Here is a 22,077-nt window from a genome sequence, read left to right on the forward strand (position 1 = left end):
TCATTGGTAACGATGTTATCTCACACCGAAAACGACTGACGGATTCTAGATTCTAAAATTACAATGATTGATATAGATAGGCACCGGCCTGTACTCCGGCGGTGCATTGATCTGAATTTGTGTGAACTTTGTGGCTGAAAACGATTTGTCGATAACGGCGAACTGATGCTTCACCGGAATTTCTGATACAGAACTTAAAAAATCAATTTTAAGAAGATCAGATTTCTGGGAATCATCCACCTTTACAACTTTGATCTCTGTTTTGCAGCAGCTTTTTTTATCTTTTACCCCACATTTTCCACAGATATCATCTGTTTTCTGGCTTACAGAAACAAATTCCTGCATACAATAATGAACGCTAAATGCCGCTCCGGAAGAGAATCCGAAGTAGAAAATAGAAAATAGTATGGCAAGAATCTTTTTCATTGATAGAGCAAAGATAAAAATATCCGTGAAACCGTTGTTATAAAATTCGGAATTATTGTTATAAAATTAAGGTAAATAAAAATCCTCTGAAATAATTCAGAGGATTTTTTATTTTTAATTATTCTCGCTGATTAAGCAGGTTTTACAGCTTAAACTCCAGTTTCACATTAAAGAAACGCCCTGTAAGACGTACCGGAACCGGATAAAGATTGGTATTGGAAGAGTTATAATCTGTGATCCATTGATTCGCAACTGTATTGTTGATATTAAATGCATTGAAAACCTGAACACCTAATGTCAGCTCCTGGAAATTCCCCCAGAATCCAGACCTGCTCTTTTTATCTTTAGGATCAATAAATACTTTGGTTAATCCGATATCTACCCTTTTATAAGCCGGAAGTGTTTTCTGGAACTTGTAAGCAGAATTAAAATCAGGCTGCCCGTTGCTGTCGAACATTACAGGTGCGCCTGTTGGCAGACCCATCGCATACACCAAAGTAAGGTTTACCCTCATAGACGGAAACTGCGGCATATAATCCTGATAGAACATGGCAAATCTGAACCTCTGGTCAGTAGGCCTCGGAATATCTCCCCTTCCGCCAATATTTTCGTACACTCTCGCATAACTCGCAGAAAGCCACGAATCTACTCCCGGAACAAATTCACCGAATAATCTTGTATCGATACCATATGAATATCCTTTGGCATTATTGGCTCCGGAATAACGGATCCTCACATTATCCATATAATACGGAATCAGGTTATCCATTTTCTTATAATAAAGTTCCGTAGTCAGCTTAAACGGTCTGTCATACATCTGGAATTCATAATCATTCGCAAGAATGACCTGAATGGAACGCTGTGATTTTATATTGGAGTTGAAATTTCCGTCAAGGTCTTTAATCTCTTTATAGAAAGGAGACTGATAATAGATCCCTGCCGAAAGTTTGAACAACATATCATTATCCCAATCCGGTTTGATGGCAAACTGGGCCCTGGGTGAGAATATGGTTTCTTTATTGAAACTCCAGTTGGCCACTCGCACTCCGGCATTCACAAATACTTTGCTGGCTCCCCAGTAGAATTTCTGTGAATACTGGGCATATGCTGATAATCTTGAAGGTTCAATATTATTCTGTCCCGCAATATAATAGGCCAGTTTAAGGTCTCCCGTTGCCCCTGTTCTCGGATCGATATCAGGTCTTGGAATACTGTACCCTGCAGAATCTACCAATCTCCATTCGTTGGTATTATCTTTCAGGTTTTCTTTTTCATATTTAAAACCTACTTCAAAATCCGTATTGACGTTGGGAGAAAATTTTGCTCTGAACTGGGTTCCGTAAGTTCTTACAAATAAATCGTTTCTTGCATGATCTATCTGCCCGCCCAGGTCATAGGTTGCAACAGGTTCCTGCGTTTTAGGATCAAAGGTCTGCAGCTCATATGCCGATTGTATGCTATAATATTCTTTTTCCCTGTTCTGGTAGGCAAAAGCATCCAAGGTAAACTTCCAGTTATCCGCCGGTTTATAATTTACAGAAAATGTTCCCATCATATTTTTATACTGGTCATTTTCTTTACCTCCATATCCTATATTTACCGTAATAGGCTGCTGAAGGCTTCCGAACGTTACACTTTTCTGCCTTGGAATCATTTCATAATCATTCTTGGAATAATATCCGATGAACGACATGGAAAGTTTATCGTTGACATGGTAATTAAGGTAAGACTGGAAATCCCAATAGGTAGGGTTAAAATCCGTATCTTCCTTTAAAGTATTAAGAACAAGGTTGGTATTTCTGTATCTTCCTGAAAATAAAGCGGTAAATTTCTTGTTTTTTGAAGCCAGACCTGTGGTAAGCCTTCCTCCTATCAGACTCGCTTCTCCTGAAACTTCAAATTTTTCAGGTTCACGGTAATAGATATTTAAAGCAGAAGACATTTTATCACCATATTTGGCTTCAAATCCTCCTGCTGAGAAATTCACTGTAGAAACCATATCCGGATTGATGATACTCATGCCTTCCTGCTGAGAATTTCTGATCAGGAAAGGTCTGTAGATTTCAATATCATTGATGTAGATAAGGTTTTCATCATAGTTACCACCACGAACCATATATTGGGAAGACAGCTCAGTATTGGAGTTTACGGAAGGAAGTGTTTTGAGCAATCCTTCAATTCCTCCACTTATGGTAGCAGCAGCTTTCGCATCTTTTGCTGAAATCCGGACATTGGTAATGTCTTTGGTACTTCCTACTGCTTTTTTCTGGAAGACTACTTCCTCTATATCGGTCACTTTAACGGTCGTTGTATCCTTTTTTCTGTGTTGCGAGAAAATCAGTACAGGGACCATAAGGCTTAGCGGTAAAACTAGTTTTTTCAAAAGAAATATTTTAGAATTTCTAAAATTAATGTTTTTTTAACAATTACAAAATCGATTCTCTAATTCTTGTTAATTTTTGTAATAAATCTTCTAATAAATCCAGTCTTAACATATTGGCTCCATCAGATAATGCTGTTTCCGGTGTAGGATGTGTTTCAATGAAAATTCCATCTGCTCCTACTGCAATTCCTGCTTTAGCTATGGTTTCAATAAGATCCGGTCTTCCTCCTGTCACTCCTGAACTCTGATTAGGCTGCTGCAGGGAATGCGTAACATCTAAAATTACCGGAGCATATTCCCTCATGGTAGGAATTCCCCTGTAATCCACGATCAGATCTGTATATCCGAAAGAATTTCCTCTTTCAATGATCGCTACCTTCTGGTTATCGGAATCTGTAATCTTCTGAACAGCAAATTTCATCGATTCCGGTGAAAGGAACTGCCCTTTTTTCAAAGAAACACATTTTCCTGTTTTTGCTGCAGCAACCAAAAGATCGGTCTGACGTACCAGGAATGCAGGAATCTGCAATACATCCACATATTGTGCTGCTAATGCTGCATGCTCGTTCTCATGGATATCCGTTGTGGTAGGAATGTTGAATGTCTCTCCAACTTTTTTAAGGATTTCGAGTGATTTCTCTTCTCCAATCGTCGTAAAAGAATCTACACGGCTTCTGTTCGCCTTCTTGAAACTCCCTTTAAAAATATAAGGAATATTATATTTGTCTGTAATGTTGATTACTTTTTCAGCAATCCTAAGTGCCATATCTTCCCCCTCAATAATACATGGGCCGGCAATAAGGAAAAAGTTCTTTGAATCTTTGTGCTGAATGTTATCTAAATACTGAATCATTTTGTTGGTATTAAAAAGTTCAGTAAAAATACTGAGAAAGTTTCAGACTTGGAAATTATTTGAGGAGAAGTGCGGTTTTGGGGTTAGAGGGTTAAAGTTTTAGAGTTTTAGAGTTTTAGAGTTTTAGAGTTTTAGAGTTTTAGAGTTTTAGAGTTTTAGAGTTTTAGAGTTTTAGAGTTTTAGAGAAGATAATTGCTATATTTTGATTAGGCTACATTTTATTGATTAAGTTTTAATTAAATTTCCAAAGAAAATTCAATGCTAAAATGTTTTTGTGTCTCAGCACCCGGTTTATCATTCTAAAGATCCTTAACATCACATTCAACTGAAGCCGGATTTCTGATTGAATGACAAAGATTAAGGATGGTTTTAATAGAATCTGCGTGATCAGCAAGATCTGCGAGAGCATAATACTTAATAAGAACAAAAGTTGAAATCATTTCACCTCATGCTTTTCAACGTCCGGTTTGTTATTGTACAAGAACCTAAACATAATATAGGAGACAGCTCAGATTTTGGCTAAAGCCAATGGTATTTGGATTTATAAAAAAACGGGCTAAAGCCCGTTCCTATTATATTTTTGTACTGTAGATAAAAATTACTCCATCTTTTTCAACACTTTCTCAAACGTATTGATATTCCTGCTGGTCATTTGATCCTTAAGGCTTTTCTTCCCTAAAACCTTCCCAAAAGTAGAATCCAAGGTATTACCTTTCGGAACCTGCCAGTAAAATATATCATTGACAATTTCAGCTTTTTCATTTTCCGCCTGGGTTGCTTTTTGAAATTCTTCCATCAAGACCTTTTCCACTCCCGCCATTCCTACAAAACCATAGATATGCAACCCGTCATTTTTTTCAAAGGGAATACTGTTCCAGAGTACCTCCGTTTCTTCCTGAGATCTGATGAACAAAAATGCTTCATAAGAAAAATGTTCTGACATTGCTTTTTCCAGCAATACTTTCAAATCTTCAACCTTTTTATCTGAAGAAAAAACAATATTTCCGGAGGCAAGAACAGAACTTACCTCTGTCATTCCGGCCTCTTGGAAAACCAGGCAGACATCCGCCATTTTCATATTGGTTCCTTTTACGTTGACGCCACGGAGAAAAGCACAGTATTTCATAGTAAGGTAATCGATTTTAGTTGTCAGGCTGCAGTGAATGATGAGCATTTGCTGAGCTCACTGTTTCTGTTTTTAAATTCTCTTTATTTAATCTTTAATCAACCCGAATGTACAAATTATAATCTGTTCCTGAAGGTTTCAGATGATAGATTCTTTCAAGGATCTTATTATTGCTGTTCAGGTGATCTTTTACCCTGAATTCCTTCAGAAGCCTGTAATGGGTTTTATAGTATTCCGCATTTTTCCCTTCTTCTAAATTCTGATAAGAAAGCAGGTATTTGGGTTTTCTGGTTTTTACCGTATTGATCCAGTAGTTGGCTTTATCTTTTTTGATTTCTTCCTGAATTTGTTTGTCTACCAGTCCTACTTCATCTATCGTTTTCAACCCTGAAAAGTAAGGTACATATCCGGCCGGCTCCAATAAAATCCACTGTTTTTTATCTTTTTCATACTGATGTAAAAATAAGCCGATGGTTCTTCTGTAATTCCATTCTCCGTTTCCTGTAGCAATGGAATGCACGGTCTGAAAAGCCAGCATCGGAAGGATATAGAATACAACAAGCAGAGAAAGCCACAAATTTCTTTTCTCTTTCTGCTCCAGAACGAAAATAAGAACCGGAACAAAAAGTAAAAGCTGTGGTACCCAGTAATACCAGTCGAACAGACTTTTCTGAGAGATAAAAATGATCTGTTTTGCCCATCCGAAAATAAAGATGATCCAGAGAAAGAAGTTTCTTGTCCCCCTCTGTCTGATCAGGTAAATGAAACAAAGAAGCTCAAAAATCAGGACTACTATGGTAAGCGGATTAAAATCCCCGGGAAATTTGAGCATTCCCCAGAAGTTTCCAAAGCTTTTAAGGAAATAACCGATATGCTGCTGAAAGGTAAAATGGTCTTCATAAAGCAGTTTTTTTGCAGTAATGGTATTATTCACCACTTCACCGAAATAGAACCAGTTGAATGCTAATGTTGATAAAACGCCCAGAATTCCGCCAAAAACATAACTCCATCTGATTTTTTTATTCCAGAATACATCTACAAGGAACACAATTCCTAAAAATATAACGGTATCGATTCTTGTAAACATAATGAAAACGGGCAGTAAGATAAGAACCCATTTTTTTCCTTTATAAAATCCATAATACAGCAAGACCATTTCCAGGAAAAACAGAAGTCCGTATTCCATACCAAGGATTGAAATTTTAATGGATGGAGGTAGAATACCGATCAGAAAGATAAAAATAGCTTTATGCCAGGGATTTTTAAGAACCAGATGAGAGAGAAACAGTGTTCCTGTCGTGAATAATATGGAATTAAATATCAGAAGCGGCTCTATAAAGTTTTCTTTACCCAAAATAAGGTTGAAAATATAGGACACAAAAACGTACAGATGAGTGGTGGATGCAGAGATTTTGGTATCTCCGTTGAAACCGATCACTCCGTAATCCAATAAGTTCTGGGCAACTCTCCAGGTAATAAAAGCATCTTCCTGGATATAATGCGTCAATAAAAAAAGAAGTTTAAAAAGAACCGTAATGATGACGGCATAAATTGGGAATTTGCTATTTTGTGCTTCAGCCATTATGTATTTTTAGTTTCACAAATATAACCTTAAAATTCAGGATTCCCAATAATAAAAAAACGGAACCGAAGTTCCGTTTTTAAAAATATTTTATTGTGTTGCTTTGATAATCGCAGAAGTAATCTGATCTTCTTTTTCTTTCGAATACGTAGAATCAAAAGGTTCCATGACATCAAATAGATACTGATAGAATGGTGTGATCTTTTGAACTTCTTCAGATTCTTTCATTGCTTTCTCTTTACCCATCTGCTGAAGATCTTTTACAAAAGCATTGAACTTTTTATCGATCGGCTCAATGGATTTTACCAGGTAAGCATATCCTTTTTCTTTCTGGCCTATCTTTGTATAAGCATCGGTAACAGCGGCTACTACAAGAGAATATTCCATCGGCTTCGTTCTCATTTGTCTTCTCAGATAGCTTTGGTCTGCCTTGGAAAGGCTTTGATAATAATCATATTCTTCAAAGATTCCTTTCTTCAGTACTTCTGCCAGCTGAAGACCTTTCTGCTCCTGTCCTGCAATAATGTATCCTGATACAATAGAGCTTAATGAACGTGGATCATTGTATTTTTCCGCAGGAATTTCCTTAGCGGCAAGATCAAGGATTTCCAATGCCTTTGCTTTCTGTCCGCTCAATGCAAGGGCTGCTGCAGCTCTGCTTGCTGACATTCTGTAGCTGATAATATTGGATGTAGCCGTTTCATCAAAGTGAGCATTAAGATCTTTAAAGTTCCCCCATCTGAAGTTTTTCACTACATTATAAAGGTTGTCGGCATCTACTCTTCCCATATCTCCATCAGCCGTAGGAGGAGTCTGGATCGGGATCAGCCTGTAACTGAAGCCGTCAAACTGAAGATAGTCATTCAGATAGAAAATGTTTTCGCTGTCATAAATTCCTCCTGATGAGAAGTTGATCGGACGCTTCCAGTCGAAGTTCGCCAACAGGTCCATAAGGATCAGGTTATTTTTATAAAGCGTGTTTCCTTTATAGGTAATCATGATCTGATTGGCTACGTTAGGAAGATCTGCCTGGTTGATGATTCCAGCTTTCAGTGCATTTTCCTTATTAACGGGAAGAATGAATTTGTTTACCGGAAGAATATTGTATTTCTCATATTTCTCTTCTCCGAAGTACATTTTCAGGAGCTCATCTTTTTCAGGAGATTTGAATTTGATGAAATTAATCGCCTCTTTCAGTGTTAAAGAATCCTGAGTAAGATATTTTCTGAACGCCTGGAATTCAGTTTCAGGAGCTCCCTGCTCTTTCAGCATAGAGAATACCCCTTCCCAGTCTTCTTTCTTCATCATATAGATCTGGTCGTTTACCCCGTCTCTGTAATCATCATGGGTTAACTGACTAGGAATTCCCATTGCGTTGTACGTTCTTCTTTTCACCTGGTCAAGGTTCCAGGGCGTGGAAGCAAGGGTAAAGTTCACCACTTTTACGTCATCTCTGAATCTTTCCGTTTCCTGGATAGCCCAAACCGGATAGGTATCGTTATCACCATAAACGAACAGGATATCGTTTTTCGGTAATGATTTTAATACGGAATATGCATAATCATATGCTGTATATCTGTTACTTCTGTCGTGAACATTATAGTTCTGGAAGCCCATCATAAAAGGTACGCCCAACAAAACAACTCCTAGTGCAATATTGGCACCGTTGGATTTAATTTTAGACTGTAAGAACCACAGAATAGCTCCGGCGCCCAATCCGATCCAGATAGAAAAAGCATAGAAAGATCCTACCATTGCATAATCTCTCTCTCTTGGTTCGAAAGGTTTTACTCCCGTATAGAAAATAATTCCGACACTGGTAATAATAAATAAGGATAGCAAAGCATAGAATCTTCCGAAATCCCTATTCAGCTGGAAAAAGAATCCGATGAGTCCTAAAATTAACGGAAGGAAGAAGAATGTAACCGTACTTTCATTTTTAAATTTAGCAGGCATTTTATCCTGGTTTCCTACAATAACATTATCGATGAAAGGAATTCCGGAAATCCAGTTTCCTTTGGTGCTTTCCATATTACCTTCAAGGTCATTCTGTCTTCCCACAAAGTTCCACATCAGGTATCTTACAAAATAATATCCGTTCTGGAAAGAAATGAAATAATCCATATTCTGTAGCAATGAAGGCTTCTGAACATTGATCAGGTTATAAGGCTTCACTTTCAGGTAATCTGAAGCAGTAATCGACTTATCTTCATATTTCGTTCTCAATTCATCAAAAATCTGCTTAGCCTGTGGATTGTCTGCCACATCTTCATTAGCATAATTAAAGGTAAAATCAGGAGCTCCATACATTGAAATATAGTTGGCCATTACATCTTTGTCCTCGTTGAACATTCTTGGCATTAAGCTTACCTGAGATTTGTTGAAAACATAGTTGAAACGGTCTCCGGTTTTTCTGTAAGTTCCGGTTTTTTCATCTTTTTCGTAGATTTCCCCGGTCTTTTTTGTTTTAAAGCTTCCGTCTTCGTTCTTTTCAATTCCGTTGGCATCAAGGAAAGCGGTGTAATTCTGCCCGTAGATCGTTGGCCAGTCACCATACTGTTCCCTGTTATAGTAATCCAGCATACCGATTGCAGTATCAGGATCATTAAGGTTCATTGGCGGGTTAGCATTCGCTCTGATCGGGATCACCATCCAGCAGGAGAAACCGATGATCATGTATACCACAGATAAAGCGATGGTCTGATACAGGTTTCTTTTCGTTTTTCTGGCATATTTGATGATGAAATAACAGATCGCAGCCATCAGGATAAATGCTGCAATAGTTCCTGAGTGGAAAGGAAGCCCAAGACCGTTTACAAAGAAAATCTCCAGTCTTCCGAACATCGTCATGATCAATGGGAAAATAATCTTGAAAACTACGATCAGGATGCCCAGTGTTATAAGGTTGGCCCAGATAAAGTTTTTCCAGGTAAACTTGTAGTTTCTTGCGTAATATACCAGACATACCGCAGGTGTTGCCAGCATACACATCATGTGTACTCCCACAGACAGTCCTAAAATAAAGAAAATAAGGATAATCCATCTTTCACTGTCTGCCGCTTTGTACTCATTTTCCCATTTTGTGATCAACCAGACCAAAAGAGCGATAAACATTGATGCCATTGAATACACCTCTCCTTCTACTGCAGAAAACCAGAATGTATCTGAGAATGTGAAGCAAAGTGCGCCTATTGCTCCTGCAAATAAAATAGAAATTTCCTGGTGTTTGGTAATTTCTTCGAAATCTTTGTTTAAGAGTCGTCTCACAAAGTGCGTGATCGTCCAGAATAAAAATAAAATCGTCAGCGCACTGAACAATGCAGACATCGCATTAATTACGATGGAGTAATTTTCGCCTTTCCCTAATGCAAAAATGGCTGCCACGGCACCCACTATCTGGAATAAAGCCGCTCCGGGAGCGTGCGTTACTTCAAGTTTTACTGCAGAAGAAATGTACTCGCCACAATCCCAAAAACTGAAATTGGGTTCTATGGTGGACAAGTACGTGAAAAACGCAATGACGAAAATCACCCATCCTAAAACGGTGTTCCATTGCCTAAAAGTCCAATTTTTCATAGTATTAAATCAATTATGCGAAAATAAGGCTTTTATATTATTTTATGCGGGTTTTAACAAAATTTAAAAATTTTGGAATAGTATTTGCGACGATAGTCGTGATAAAACTATAAATGCCAAAATAGATTTTTACTGAAACACGCCTAGAAATCAAACAAAAGTTTAGTAATTATTTATTTTTTTGTATTTTTGCAGTCAGATTTTTATTGAAAATAACAAATAATGAGTAATGTTTACGATAATATCCTTGGCCTGATAGGACATACTCCTATGGTGAAGCTAAATACTGTTACAAAAGATATTCCAGCAACCGTTTATGCCAAGTTAGAATCATATAATCCTGGACATTCCACCAAAGATAGAATCGCACTTCATATTATTGAAAACGCAGAGAAGAAAGGTTTACTTAAAGAAGATTCTGTAGTTGTAGAAACTACTTCCGGAAATACTGGGTTTTCTATTGCGATGGTATGTATCATCAAAGGATATAAATGTATTCTTGCGGTAAGCGATAAAACCAAGCCTGAAAAAATCGCTTATCTGAAAGCATTGGGTGCAACGGTTTATATCTGTCCTGCCAACGTAGCAGCGGATGATCCAAGATCATACTATGAAGTGGCTAAAAGAATTGCCCAGGAAACTCCAAATTCCATTTACATCAATCAATATTTTAATGAGCTGAATATTGATGCCCACTATCAAACCACAGGTCCTGAGATCTGGGAACAGACGGAAGGTAAGATCACTCACCTTTTTGCATGTACGGGAACCGGAGGTACTTTATCAGGTTCAGCGAAGTTTTTAAAGGAAAAGAATCCGGATATTAAAATTATCGGGGTGGATGCAGACGGATCGATACTGAAAAGCTATCACGAGACAGGAGAAATCCATAAAGAAGATGTACATCCTTATCAAATTGAAGGAATGGGAAAAAATCTTATCCCTTCTGCCCTTCTTTTCGACAAAGTAGATGAGTTTGTAAGGGTAAATGATGAAATGTCCGCCTACAGGACCCGTGAGATTGCTTTGAAAGAAGCCATCATGGGAGGTTACACCACCGGAGCAGTAACTCAGGGGCTGATACAATATGCACAGTCTCATGAGCTGACTGAAAATGATGTAATCGTTTTAATTTATCCTGACCACGGCTCAAGATACATTACCAAAGTGTACAGTGATAAGTGGATGGCTGAACAGGGGTTTGTCAACAACTGTGTTCACAACTACGACGAAGTTTTCAAAACGGAGTTTATCAAATAAGAACAAAATAAAATCACGATATAAATAAAGCCTTTTGCGTGTTCTACAAGAAAGGCTTTTTTACTTAAAAATTACGATACAATGTTGGATATTTTTGAAAGAATAAAAGAAAATCCAGGACCTCTTGGACAATTTGCAGATTATGGTGAAGGCTATTTTATTTTCCCGAGATTAGAGGGACCTATCGGCCCGAGGATGCAGTTCCAGGGTAGAGAAGTAATTTTCTGGAGTGCCAATGACTATTTGGGATTGTGTAATCATCCTGAAGTAAAGCAAGCGGATGCGCAAGCGGCTGCAGAATACGGAATGTTCTACCCAATGGGAGCAAGAGCAATGTCTGGTGAAACAGATCAGCACCTTCAGCTGGAAAGAGAATTGGCAGACTTTGTACAAAAAGAATCAGCATATTTACTGAATTTCGGTTACCAGGGAATGGTTTCTACTATTGATGCCCTTGTAAGCAGAAATGACGTTATTGTTTATGATATGGATTCCCATGCCTGCATCGTAGATGGGGTAAGACTTCATTCAGGAAAAAGGTTTACCTATAAGCATAATGATATGGCAAGCCTTGAGAAAAACCTTCAGAGAGCGACTAAAGTGGCTGAAGAAAACGGCGGAGGTATCCTTGTGATCACAGAAGGTGTTTTCGGAATGAGAGGACAGCAGGGAAAACTGAAAGAGATCTGTGACCTTAAATCAAAATATAACTTCAGACTTTTGGTAGATGATGCCCACGGTTTCGGGACGCTTGGTAAAACAGGTGCCGGAGCTGGTGAAGAGCAGGGATGCCAGGATCAGATCGATGTATATTTCTCCACTTTTGCCAAATCTATGGCCGGTTTCGGAGCATTCCTTGCGGGTGACAAAGAGATCATCAGATACCTGAAGTTCAATCTTAGATCGCAGATCTTCGCAAAATCTCTGACGATGCCAATGGTAATCGGAGGATTAAAGAGACTGGAATTGCTGAGAACAAGACCAGAGATCAAAGCTAAACTTTGGGAGAATGTTTATAAACTGCAGAACGGATTAAGAGACAGAGGATTCAACATTGGTGATACCAATACCTGTGTAACTCCGGTCATGATGCAGGGAACTCCTGTAGAGGCTACTCTATTGGTAAAAGACCTGAGAGAGAATTACGGAATCTTTACTTCGGTGGTGGTATATCCGGTAATTCCGAAAGGAATGATTCTTTTAAGATTAATTCCTACCGCTTCCCACACAGATGCTGAGATCAATGAAACTCTCGCAGCATTTGAAGCAATTCATGATAAATTAGTAGGTGGTTACTATAAAGAGCAGGAACAACTGATACTGCAGGAACAGGGATTAAGTTTTAAACCGATTTAATCTTGAAAAAATAAAAAAAACCACTGATTCATTCAGTGGTTTTTTTGTTGAAAAAACTATTAAAAACTATATACAACAAATGAAACTCAGAGGCTATATATTGGGCGTTTTGTCGGCTGTTTCATATGGACTGATTCCGATTTTTATCCTGCCGATCAAGCAGGCTCATTTTTCAATGGATATCACCCTGTTTTACAGGTTCTTCTTTTCAGCTATCATGGTGGGCGGATATCTTATGTATTCCATGCAAAATTTTAAGATTAATAAAAAAGAAGCGCTGATACTGGCTATTCTGGGAATATGCTATGCCCTTTCCTCTGAATTTCTGTTTATAGGATATGATTTTCTCACCCCGGGAATTGCCTCTACGGTTTTGTTCATTTATCCCGTAATTGTAGCGTTGATCATGTTTTTCTTTTACAAGGAAAGACTTACCAAACTGTCTATTGTTTCATTATTTCTTGCCTTTGCAGGAGTTATTGTATTATGCCTCAAAGAAAGCGGTTTTGAAATTAATTTTGCTGGGTTAGGTATCGTTATGCTCAGTTCATTGTTTTATGCCCTTTATATGGTCATTGTCAATAAATCAAAATTAAAAGTTTCAGGGTTTAAGCTTACCTTCTACTCGATGCTTTTTACCTCTTTATTTTTCATGACCAAGTCAGTGATAGGACATGAATCATTCGTAATTCCATCAACAACCCTTTTTATTAATTTCCTCACTTTTGCATTTCTTACAACCGTTATTTCCAGCTTGTGTCTGGTGTATGCTATTAAAAGTATCGGCTCAACTCCGGTTGCTATTTTAGGGGCACTGGAACCTGTAGTTGCTGTGATGGTAAGTGTATTTATGTTTCATGAAAAGTTTACCACCAATTTATTCATTGGAATTACCCTTATTTTGCTGGGAGTTATCCTGAATGTAATTTCAGACAGAAAAAGTACGGTTCACGCTTAAGTAGTGGAGAATAAGTGATTTATTGTGAAAAGAAAGAGTTCCCACCAATATTTCAATCCTGTTTATAATCAGAACAAAAAATTTTTTTCTGAAAAAACTTTAGAATAACTTTGCAAAAAATTTCTGTTGAAAGACCTGCTTCTTATTACTCCGCCTTTTACCCAGCTCAATACTCCTTATCCTGCAACGGCCTATATTAAAGGATTCCTGAATACCAAAAATATTTCCGCTTATCAGGTAGATCTGGGTATTGATGTCATTCTGGAATTATTTTCAAAAAGTGGATTAGAGAAGGTTTTCGGCAAAAAAACTGATCTTCAGAATGCATCTGAAAATTCCCGGCGGATTTTTGCACTGCGGGAAGAATATCTTAAAACAATTGATCAGGTTATTCCTTTTTTACAGGGGAAAATTCCTACTCTGGCCAGACAGATCTGCAGTATGAATTTTCTTCCGGAAGCCTCCCGTTTCAACCAATTGGATGATATGGAATTTGCTTTCGGGAATATGGGACTTCAGGATAAGGCAAAACATCTGGCAACCCTTTATTTAGAAGATATTTCAGATTATATTGTTGAAAATATTGATGCTGATTTCGGTTTCAGCAGGTATGCAGAGCGTCTTGGAAAAAGTGCCAATTCTTTTGACGAATTATATTTAAAATTATCCGGTGAACCTACTTTTATCGATGAATTTACTTTAAAAATTCTCCGTGAAAAAATAGAACAGGTACAGCCCAGGCTCATCTGCTTTTCCATTCCGTTTCCGGGAAATTTATATTCCGGTTTCAGATCTGCATGGTTTATCAAAAAGCATTATCCGCACATCAGGATTGCTATGGGCGGAGGCTTTCCGAATACCGAACTTAGAGAAGTTAAAGATCAGCGGGTATTTGAATTTTTTGATTTTATTACCCTGGATGACGGCGAGCTTCCTATTGAGCTTCTCTGTGAAAATATTTGTCATTCCGCGCAAACCGGAGAACCGCAATATAAAAGAACTTTTTTACTTGAAGATCAGGAAGTAGTTTATAAAAATAATTCCAAAAGGCATGATTATAAACAAGCTGAAATAGGAACTCCTGATTATACGGATCTGAAACTTGACGAATATATTTCTGTAATTGAAATCGCCAATCCCATGCACAGCCTATGGAGTGACGGACGATGGAATAAGCTGACTATGGCCCACGGCTGCTACTGGGGAAAATGTACCTTCTGCGATATTTCTTTAGACTATATCAAAATCTATGAACCTATTTCCGCAAAAATACTGGTAGACCGGATTGAAGAACTGATCCGGACAACAGGCGAAACCGGGTTTCACTTTGTAGATGAAGCAGCTCCTCCTGCCCTGATGCGGGAAGTTGCATTAGAAATCCTTAGAAGAAATCTCGTTGTTACCTGGTGGACGAATATCCGCTTTGAAAAAAGCTTTACCCGGGATCTGTGTTATCTTCTGAAGCTTTCCGGGTGTGTTGCCGTTTCCGGAGGATTGGAAGTGGCCAGCGACCGTTTGCTGAAACTGATTGACAAAGGAGTATCTGTTGAACAGGTTGCCAATGTGACAAGAAATTTCACGGAAGCAGGGATCATGGTGCACGCCTATCTGATGTATGGCTACCCTACCCAAACCGTTCAGGAAACCGTAGACTCTTTGGAAATGGTCCGTCAGATGTTTGAAATGGGAATTCTTCAAAGTGGATTCTGGCACCAGTTTGCCATGACCGCCCATTCACCGGTTGGAATGAGCCCTGAAGATTTTGGAGTGATCCCGATAAAACAGGAAATACAGTTTGCCAACAACGATGTAGATTTTAAAGATAGTACCGGAATTGATCATAATAAATTCAGTTTCGGATTAAAAAAATCTCTTTTCAATTATATGCACGGAATTAATTTTGAACTGCCTCTTCAGGAATGGTTTGATTTTAAAATTCCAAGAACAAAAATTCATCCGGACTATATTCATGACTGTCTTTTGGACGACGGCCAGTTTAATCTTAAGCTTAACTCAAAAGTGATCTTTTTAACCAAAAATGTAATCGCTGAGAATCGCATAAAAAATAAAAAGAAATATTCCGGTGCGTATACGCTTCTCACATTCCACTTAAAAACCAATATTGTGAAGGTTGAGCTGGAAGAAGACAAGGCGAAATGGCTGATGGAAATTCTGGATGAAAATGCTATACAAAATCAGAAAAAACCTACTATTCAACAACTTAAGAATCAATTCGAGGAGAATTTTGAGGATTTCGAACTGTTCTGGTTCTCAAAACCGATGCAGCAATTGAGAGAAAACGGGGTTATTTTGAGTTTATAAAATTTTCGGATTTTTTCGCAGGGATTTTGCAATAGTAGATTTTTCCTGTTGGATAATTTTTTCTCTTGATTTTACTGATGACACAGACTATTTCTGAGTATTCAGATCGGGCTGTCCTTTTTAGGTCTTGGCAACACCTGGAACGATAAAGATTAATTAGGCGTATCTTTCGTAACCGGTCCTACCGATACCTTTTCCTGAACTTTAATAAAGTTCGGATCCATGATTGCCATACGTTCTGCAAGAGCTTTATAAGTGGGAAACTTGAGAATAGATGCTCTTCCGGACATTTCCTTATAAATGGTAAAAGACTTTCCTCCTGCCGTTTTCAACTGTTTGGTCGTGGTAATATACCGTCCGATAAGTTTGCTTTTCGCATCATAGATCTCAATATCAATAGGAGTTTTATCCATTATTGTATCTTCCGAACCAAAACTTACCGGAAGATTGGTAAAGTAGCCTACAGGAACACCATTGCTTAAGATCTCACCTACTTTATTGACTTCAAGATTCATTTTATCAATCTTTTTTCTGATGGTATAGGCATCCTTGGTTTTAGTATCCAGCTTTCTTTTAGGAACATTGGAGAACAGCTCATCCAGCGTTTTTACATTGATCCCTTTATTGTCAATGATCTTAAAATCTTTCACCGAAGTATACACTGCAGATTTTTCTTCTCCGGAGAATGCAGAAGGTGAAGAATAGTCTACTTCGATCGTTTTTTCCCTGTTATATACTCTATTGATCTGGATGTAGCTGTCCCTGACAGAATCCACAATACTTTTATCAATAAATTTTATCGTGTACAGCGGAGTTTCTTTCAGGTCCATGAAAGTATACTCGTTGGATTTATTCGAAATTTTCGCTACCGGAATTCCGTCCAGATTGATGATTCCTCTTTTCGTTTTAATGTTCTGGGCATGGAGGAAGATGCCCAGCACTGTAAAGAATATGATTATACTTTTCTTCATAGAACCAGACTTTTACATAAATAAAAAAAGTGTAACACAAAGTTACACTTTCTTGAAAATATATTTAGCTTTTCATTTAATTATTCACAAAGGATAATTCCTTTATTATGATTAAATTCTACAACACCGCTTTTAATAGAATAAGAAAAAACAGAGTCTTTATCATTTTCTTTGGTAAGGTTTTTAGCGTAAGCTTCATCTACAGAGTTTGTAAACAGCTTCACTTTCCCACCAACTAAAGAAGAAACAATTCCTGCGTGGTTTTTCATGATGTGAAATTCACCATTTTTTCCAGGCAGTAATACAGAGTTTACTTCTCCTTCAAAAACTACATATTCTGGTGTTAATATTTTTATATTCATAGAAACAAATTTGAAATTTGATGTTTGAAATTTGAAATTACTCATCGAATTTCAAATTTCAAATCTCAAATTGTTAATAATTTATGCGTTTTCAGCTAACATTTTTTGTCCAGCTTCGATAGCTTCTTCGATAGTTCCTTTCAGGTTGAAAGCTGCTTCCGGTAAGTGATCTAATTCACCATCCATAATCATGTTGAATCCTTTGATTGTATCTTTGATGTCTACCAAAGATCCCGGGATACCTGTAAACTGCTCTGCTACGTGGAAAGGCTGAGATAAGAATCTCTGTACTTTTCTTGCACGGTAAACAACCGCTTTATCTTCTTCAGAAAGTTCTTCCATACCAAGGATTGCGATGATATCCTGAAGTGCTTTGTATCTTTGAAGGATTTCTTTTACTCTTTGAGCACAGTTGTAGTGATCGTGACCGATAACTTCAGGAGCAAGGATTCTTGAAGTAGAAGCCAATGGATCTACCGCTGGATAGATACCTAATGAAGCAATCTTTCTGTCAAGTACCGTAGTTGCATCCAAGTGAGCAAACGTAGTCGCAGGAGCCGGGTCAGTTAAGTCATCCGCAGGTACATATACTGCCTGTACTGAAGTAATGGAACCGTTTTTAGTTGAAGTAATTCTTTCCTGCATCGCCCCCATTTCAGAAGCAAGAGTCGGTTGGTAACCTACCGCAGATGGCATACGACCAAGAAGTGCAGATACCTCAGAACCAGCCTGTGTAAAACGGAAGATGTTGTCTACGAAGAAAAGTACGTCTCTACCTTGTCCGCTTTCTCCACCGTCTCTGTAGTACTCAGCTAATGTAAGACCGGAAAGGGCTACTCTCGCTCTCGCACCTGGCGGCTCGTTCATCTGTCCGAAAACGAATGCAGCTTTAGAATCTTTCATAGCTTCTAAATCTACTTTAGAAAGATCCCAACCTCCGTTTTCCATAGAGTGCATGAAATCATCACCATACTTGATAATTCCTGATTCAAGCATCTCTCTCAAAAGGTCATTTCCTTCTCTCGTTCTTTCACCTACTCCGGCGAATACAGAAAGACCTCCGTGTCCTTTTGCAATATTGTTAATCAACTCCTGGATCAATACTGTTTTACCTACACCGGCACCACCGAACAAACCGATTTTACCTCCTTTTGCGTAAGGCTCAACCAGGTCGATTACTTTAATACCTGTAAATAAAACTTCTGCTGAAGTTGATAATTGATCAAATTTTGGAGCTGGTCTGTGAATTGGAAGACCACCATCCTTAGAAATATCTTGAAGTCCGTCGATAGCATCACCAACAACGTTGAATAGTCTTCCGTTTACTGCCTCACCGATTGGCATAGTAATAGGATTTCCGTATCCGATTACATCTTGACCTCTCTTAAGACCGTCAGTAGCGTCCATTGCAATACATCTTACTGTATCTTCGCCAATATGTTGTTCTACCTCTAAAACTACTTTTTCACCGTTTTCTTTTGTAATTTCTAACGCGTCATAGATTGCAGGAACTGCTTCCACATCTGTGAAGACAACGTCGATTACCGGACCAATAATTTGAGAAATTTTACCTTTAATTTGGTTTGCCATTGCTAAATTTTTTCTTGGTGCAAATATAGTGATTCTTCATAAACCCGCAATTGGTAAAAAAAAGATTTTTATCATGCTTTTTGTAAAGACAGCAGGCATTAGGATTTACGGAATAGAGAGCAGAATCAAATACGGTTTTTATAATATTTATGCGATTTAAGACTATATTTTATTATTTCTTCTGATATTTTTTCAGATTTTTTCATTTTCATTTTTTCAAATTCGCTGATCTATCAATCGTCAGAATCAAAATAAAGGCTTTATATTTGCAATCAAAATTTTTCCGTTTTGAAAGTTTTCAAGAATTTTACAGATTATTCCTCCCAAAAGCCTCTAGCACTGTCTTTAGGTATGTTTGACGGAGTACATCTCGGGCATAAAAGTATTATTGATGAATTGATTAATGTAGGTACAGAAAATAATCTGGAAACTGCGATTCTTACTTTCTGGCCGCACCCAAGATTTGTTTTTAATCCTAATGAAGACCTGAAACTTCTGAATACGATTGAAGAAAAGAAGCAATTAATCCAGAAATATGGTATTGATAATCTTTTTCTTAAAGAATTTGATGAAGAGTTCAGAAATCTTACCGGAGAAGAGTTTGTACGTCAGATTCTAATTGAAAAACTTAACGTAAAGTATCTTATTATAGGATACGATCACTCTTTCGGAAAAAATAAAAGCGGAAATTTTGAGCTTCTTCAGAAACTGTCCAAAGAGCTGGACTTTGAAGTAGAACAAATGGAAGCGATCAATATCCATGAAAACAATATCAGTTCAACCAAAGTTCGCAATGCCCTTTTAACCGGGAATATTCAAGATGCCAACGAAATGCTGGGGTATCCCTACTCAGTATCAGGCACTGTAGTTCACGGAAAAAAAATAGGCAGAACCATTGGGTACCCTACTGCCAATATTGATACGGAACCGATTAAGCTTTTACCTAAAAAAGGCGCTTATATTGTAGAAGTATTGGTAAAAGGCCAGCAATACAAAGGAATGCTGAGCATAGGTACCAACCCTACCGTAAATGGAGAAAAGCTAACGGTGGAAGTGTATATCCTGAATTTTGATGATGATATTTACGATGAAAAAATAACCGTGAGGTTCAGAGATTTCCTTCATGATGAAATTAAATTTGAAGGTCTTGAAAAACTGATTGAAAGACTGGATGAAGATAAACGGTTGACAGAAGAATTTAATTTTTAAGATATAAAAAGGGCTATTCATCACTGAATAGCCCTTTTCAGTTTATTTCAATACTTTTAAATAGATCTTCTGAGTTTCATCAGTCAGTTTCACATTAGGAAATGCTTTATCGTGATCAATAAAGATATCTCCTTTTTCTCCAGCCTTTCCGTTACCGTCTGAATCCCAGGTCAGTGCAACATAATACTTCGCCGGTCCCATAGGTTTAGGGGTAATTTTGCTTGCAGCATCCGCAGGCATTGGAAAATCAATGGTAAAAGGAATTGATTTCTTCTCGTATTCATGTTCGGCAATTAAAGTTGCAGGAGCATCAGCTAAATGTTCATCAACGCCGTACAGGCTTACCTTCAGTTTGGCATTTTTAATGGTAAAATTGTCTGTTCCTGAAAATTCCAGTTTAAGATTTTCAGGCACTTTTTCTGAAGTTGTGTTTTCTGTTGCAGTTGTAGTAGCGCCGGATTCTGGTGCCGGCTGATTTTTCTTTTCCGGTTGGGTACAGCTTGATACCATCAGTGTACCTGCTGCCATGAATAATAAAAGGTGATTTCGCATTTGTATTATATTTATTGGGTTAGATATTTCACTGATAATGGATAACAAATTCCGTACCTTAAAGCATTTATAGAGAACCGTTCACTGCATTCTGCGCTTTTTTAGTCAAAGATTTAAAAACCAGATCATATGACTGATCAATAAGTTTAAAAATCAGCTCTCTTTTCAGGCCGTCGGTCATTACAGAATTCCAATGGGTTTTATTCATATGGTAAGCTCCTGTGATCTGAGGATATTGCTCACGAAGCTCTGCACTCCATTCGGGATCTGTTTTTACATTGATGGATAAGGGCTGCTTCTCAAGAGCCATCAGCAGAAACATCTTAGTATCTACCTTCAGTACAAGTGTTTCATTATCAAAAGGGAAACTTTCCGTAACTCCTTTTTTGGCGAGACAATAATCTAATATTTCGTTAGCGTCCATAGTTTTTTTGAGTAAGGTAATGAGTGTATTTCAATCTAAAAGATGGTATTCTGAAAGATATTGTTCATAGGTTTCAGGGGAGATTAACAAACCAAAATCCGTTTCTTTTCCATCTTCGTCAAACGTTCTGAACATAATAGAGTTCTGTATGCTATACACGCATATTTTTTCCCTTTTCATGATTCCGTTGTCATAGTATTCGTTCACCCATCCCATAACAACCCCATTCCTGATTTCTTCTTCATACATAATCGTTCCGTTAGGATGATAATCAAAGACAAGATAACCGTTGAAATGTTCATTATTATAAAAAAATTCTTCTGCAGCTGTTTCTCCGTGTCCAATATCATCAAAAGAAACCCGGATTTTATATGGTTGTTTTAATCCCATAAAATGTTTAAACTTTAAATCAAATTTAGTAAATTTAAGAAAGAAATCATCATCTCATCAAACCCTATTATTATGAAAGCTTTGGTAATCGGTGCTACAGGCGCTACAGGAAAGGATTTAGTGAATCAGCTGCTCAATGACAAAGATTTTGAGGAAGTGGATATTTTTGTGAGAAAACCTGTTGATATTCAGAATGACAGGCTTCATGTACACGTTGTCAACTTTGAAAAACCTGAAGAGTGGAAAGGAATGGTGAAGGGAGACGTGGCGTTTTCATGTCTGGGAACCACCTTAAAGGATGCCGGAAGTAAGGAAGCCCAGCGCAAGGTAGATTTTGATTATCAGTATGAGTTTGCAAAAGCAGCCAGAGAAAATGATGTGGAAGATTATATTCTGGTCTCAGCCTATGGGGCAAGCCCGGATTCCAGGATTTTTTATTCCAGAATGAAAGGTGAGCTGGAAGAAGCCGTAAAACAATTGCATTTTAATAAAATCACGATTTTCAAACCCGGAATGCTTGAGCGGAAAAATTCTGAAAGAACCGGAGAGGTTCTGGGCAGCCGTATCATCAGATTTGCCAATAAATTAGGTCTTCTGGAAAGTCAGAAACCTTTACCCACAGATATTCTTGCCAAGGCAATGATCAATTCTTCCAAAATAAAAAGCAACGGCTACTCCAGTATTAAGCTCGGAAATATATTTTGTTTTGCTGAAAAAAGTAACGATTAGAGTTGAAG

The 22,077-nt window shown here is 37.8% G+C and carries 18 protein-coding genes; 6 read left to right on the plus strand and 12 right to left on the minus strand.

The features are described from left to right. Positions 1-45: 45 nt before the first annotated feature. The 6 genes from BBI00_RS06405 to BBI00_RS06430 form a co-directional block, all read right to left on the minus strand. Positions 46-426 (minus strand): HYC_CC_PP family protein, encoded by a 381-nt coding sequence (locus tag BBI00_RS06405; protein ID WP_065397982.1) that lies wholly within the window; start codon positions 424-426, stop codon positions 46-48. A 142-nt stretch (positions 427-568) separates the two neighbouring features. Next, positions 569-2,809, minus strand: a complete 2,241-nt coding sequence (locus BBI00_RS06410; RefSeq protein WP_065397983.1) for a TonB-dependent receptor plug domain-containing protein — start codon at positions 2,807-2,809, stop codon at positions 569-571. A 43-nt stretch (positions 2,810-2,852) separates the two neighbouring features. Next, positions 2,853-3,662: a 3-deoxy-8-phosphooctulonate synthase gene (gene kdsA, locus BBI00_RS06415; protein ID WP_065397984.1), complete on the minus strand. Its 810-nt coding sequence runs from the start codon at positions 3,660-3,662 to the stop codon at positions 2,853-2,855. A 598-nt stretch (positions 3,663-4,260) separates the two neighbouring features. Continuing rightward, entirely contained in the window at positions 4,261-4,836 is a 576-nt protein-coding gene (locus BBI00_RS06420; RefSeq protein ID WP_228394728.1) for a DUF1697 domain-containing protein, read from the minus strand. A gap of 46 nt (positions 4,837-4,882) precedes the next feature. Continuing rightward, a complete protein-coding gene (locus tag BBI00_RS06425; RefSeq protein WP_065397985.1) occupies positions 4,883-6,370 on the minus strand; it encodes an LTA synthase family protein in 1,488 nt (495 codons plus the stop codon). Positions 6,371-6,460: 90 nt separating this feature from the next. Further along, positions 6,461-9,946, minus strand: a complete 3,486-nt coding sequence (locus BBI00_RS06430; protein WP_065397986.1) for a glycosyltransferase family 117 protein — start codon at positions 9,944-9,946, stop codon at positions 6,461-6,463. A gap of 222 nt (positions 9,947-10,168) precedes the next feature. Here BBI00_RS06430 and BBI00_RS06435 point away from each other — a divergent pair, with 222 nt between their 5' ends. From BBI00_RS06435 to BBI00_RS06450, 4 genes are all read left to right on the plus strand, one after another. After that, a complete protein-coding gene (locus BBI00_RS06435; RefSeq protein WP_065397987.1) occupies positions 10,169-11,206 on the plus strand; it encodes a PLP-dependent cysteine synthase family protein in 1,038 nt (345 codons plus the stop codon). An 84-nt stretch (positions 11,207-11,290) separates the two neighbouring features. Continuing rightward, positions 11,291-12,562, plus strand: coding sequence for an aminotransferase class I/II-fold pyridoxal phosphate-dependent enzyme (locus BBI00_RS06440; RefSeq protein ID WP_174715432.1), 1,272 nt, complete (start codon positions 11,291-11,293; stop codon positions 12,560-12,562). A 79-nt stretch (positions 12,563-12,641) separates the two neighbouring features. Next, positions 12,642-13,520, plus strand: coding sequence for a DMT family transporter (locus BBI00_RS06445; RefSeq protein ID WP_065397989.1), 879 nt, complete (start codon positions 12,642-12,644; stop codon positions 13,518-13,520). A gap of 126 nt (positions 13,521-13,646) precedes the next feature. Beyond that, the gene (locus BBI00_RS06450; protein WP_065397990.1) at positions 13,647-15,842 is read left to right on the plus strand and encodes a B12-binding domain-containing radical SAM protein; all 2,196 of its coding nucleotides are present in this window, start codon (positions 13,647-13,649) and stop codon (positions 15,840-15,842) included. 152 nt (positions 15,843-15,994) lie between these two features. Here the strand turns inward: BBI00_RS06450 and BBI00_RS06455 are convergent, their stop codons facing one another. The 3 genes from BBI00_RS06455 to atpD all read right to left on the minus strand — a co-directional run bounded on the left by BBI00_RS06455 (position 15,995) and on the right by atpD (position 18,765). Continuing rightward, a complete protein-coding gene (locus BBI00_RS06455; RefSeq protein WP_065397991.1) occupies positions 15,995-16,813 on the minus strand; it encodes a hypothetical protein in 819 nt (272 codons plus the stop codon). Between the two features lie 80 nt (positions 16,814-16,893). Further along, positions 16,894-17,175 (minus strand): FoF1 ATP synthase subunit delta/epsilon, encoded by a 282-nt coding sequence (locus tag BBI00_RS06460; protein WP_065399649.1) that lies wholly within the window; start codon positions 17,173-17,175, stop codon positions 16,894-16,896. Positions 17,176-17,256: 81 nt separating this feature from the next. After that, positions 17,257-18,765 carry a F0F1 ATP synthase subunit beta gene (gene atpD, locus BBI00_RS06465; protein ID WP_065397992.1) on the minus strand — a complete coding sequence of 503 codons (1,509 nt, stop codon included), beginning with the start codon at positions 18,763-18,765 and terminating at the stop codon, positions 17,257-17,259. A gap of 288 nt (positions 18,766-19,053) precedes the next feature. On the opposite strand from atpD, the gene BBI00_RS06470 reads away from it, so the two are divergent. After that, positions 19,054-19,974 (plus strand): bifunctional riboflavin kinase/FAD synthetase, encoded by a 921-nt coding sequence (locus tag BBI00_RS06470; RefSeq protein WP_065397993.1) that lies wholly within the window; start codon positions 19,054-19,056, stop codon positions 19,972-19,974. A gap of 42 nt (positions 19,975-20,016) precedes the next feature. Here BBI00_RS06470 and BBI00_RS06475 read toward each other — a convergent pair whose 3' ends face one another. The 3 genes from BBI00_RS06475 to BBI00_RS06485 all read right to left on the minus strand — a co-directional run bounded on the left by BBI00_RS06475 (position 20,017) and on the right by BBI00_RS06485 (position 21,340). Next, positions 20,017-20,526, minus strand: coding sequence for a hypothetical protein (locus BBI00_RS06475; protein ID WP_228394729.1), 510 nt, complete (start codon positions 20,524-20,526; stop codon positions 20,017-20,019). A gap of 67 nt (positions 20,527-20,593) precedes the next feature. Then, entirely contained in the window at positions 20,594-20,950 is a 357-nt protein-coding gene (locus BBI00_RS06480; RefSeq protein WP_065397994.1) for an MmcQ/YjbR family DNA-binding protein, read from the minus strand. 30 nt (positions 20,951-20,980) lie between these two features. Then, the gene (locus tag BBI00_RS06485; protein WP_065397995.1) at positions 20,981-21,340 is read right to left on the minus strand and encodes a toxin-antitoxin system YwqK family antitoxin; all 360 of its coding nucleotides are present in this window, start codon (positions 21,338-21,340) and stop codon (positions 20,981-20,983) included. A gap of 72 nt (positions 21,341-21,412) precedes the next feature. On the opposite strand from BBI00_RS06485, the gene BBI00_RS06490 reads away from it, so the two are divergent. Next, positions 21,413-22,069 (plus strand): NAD(P)H-binding protein, encoded by a 657-nt coding sequence (locus BBI00_RS06490; protein ID WP_065397996.1) that lies wholly within the window; start codon positions 21,413-21,415, stop codon positions 22,067-22,069. Positions 22,070-22,077: the final 8 nt, after the last annotated feature.

This window comes from Chryseobacterium arthrosphaerae (assembly GCF_001684965.1).
GTDB lineage: Bacteria > Bacteroidota > Bacteroidia > Flavobacteriales > Weeksellaceae > Chryseobacterium > Chryseobacterium arthrosphaerae.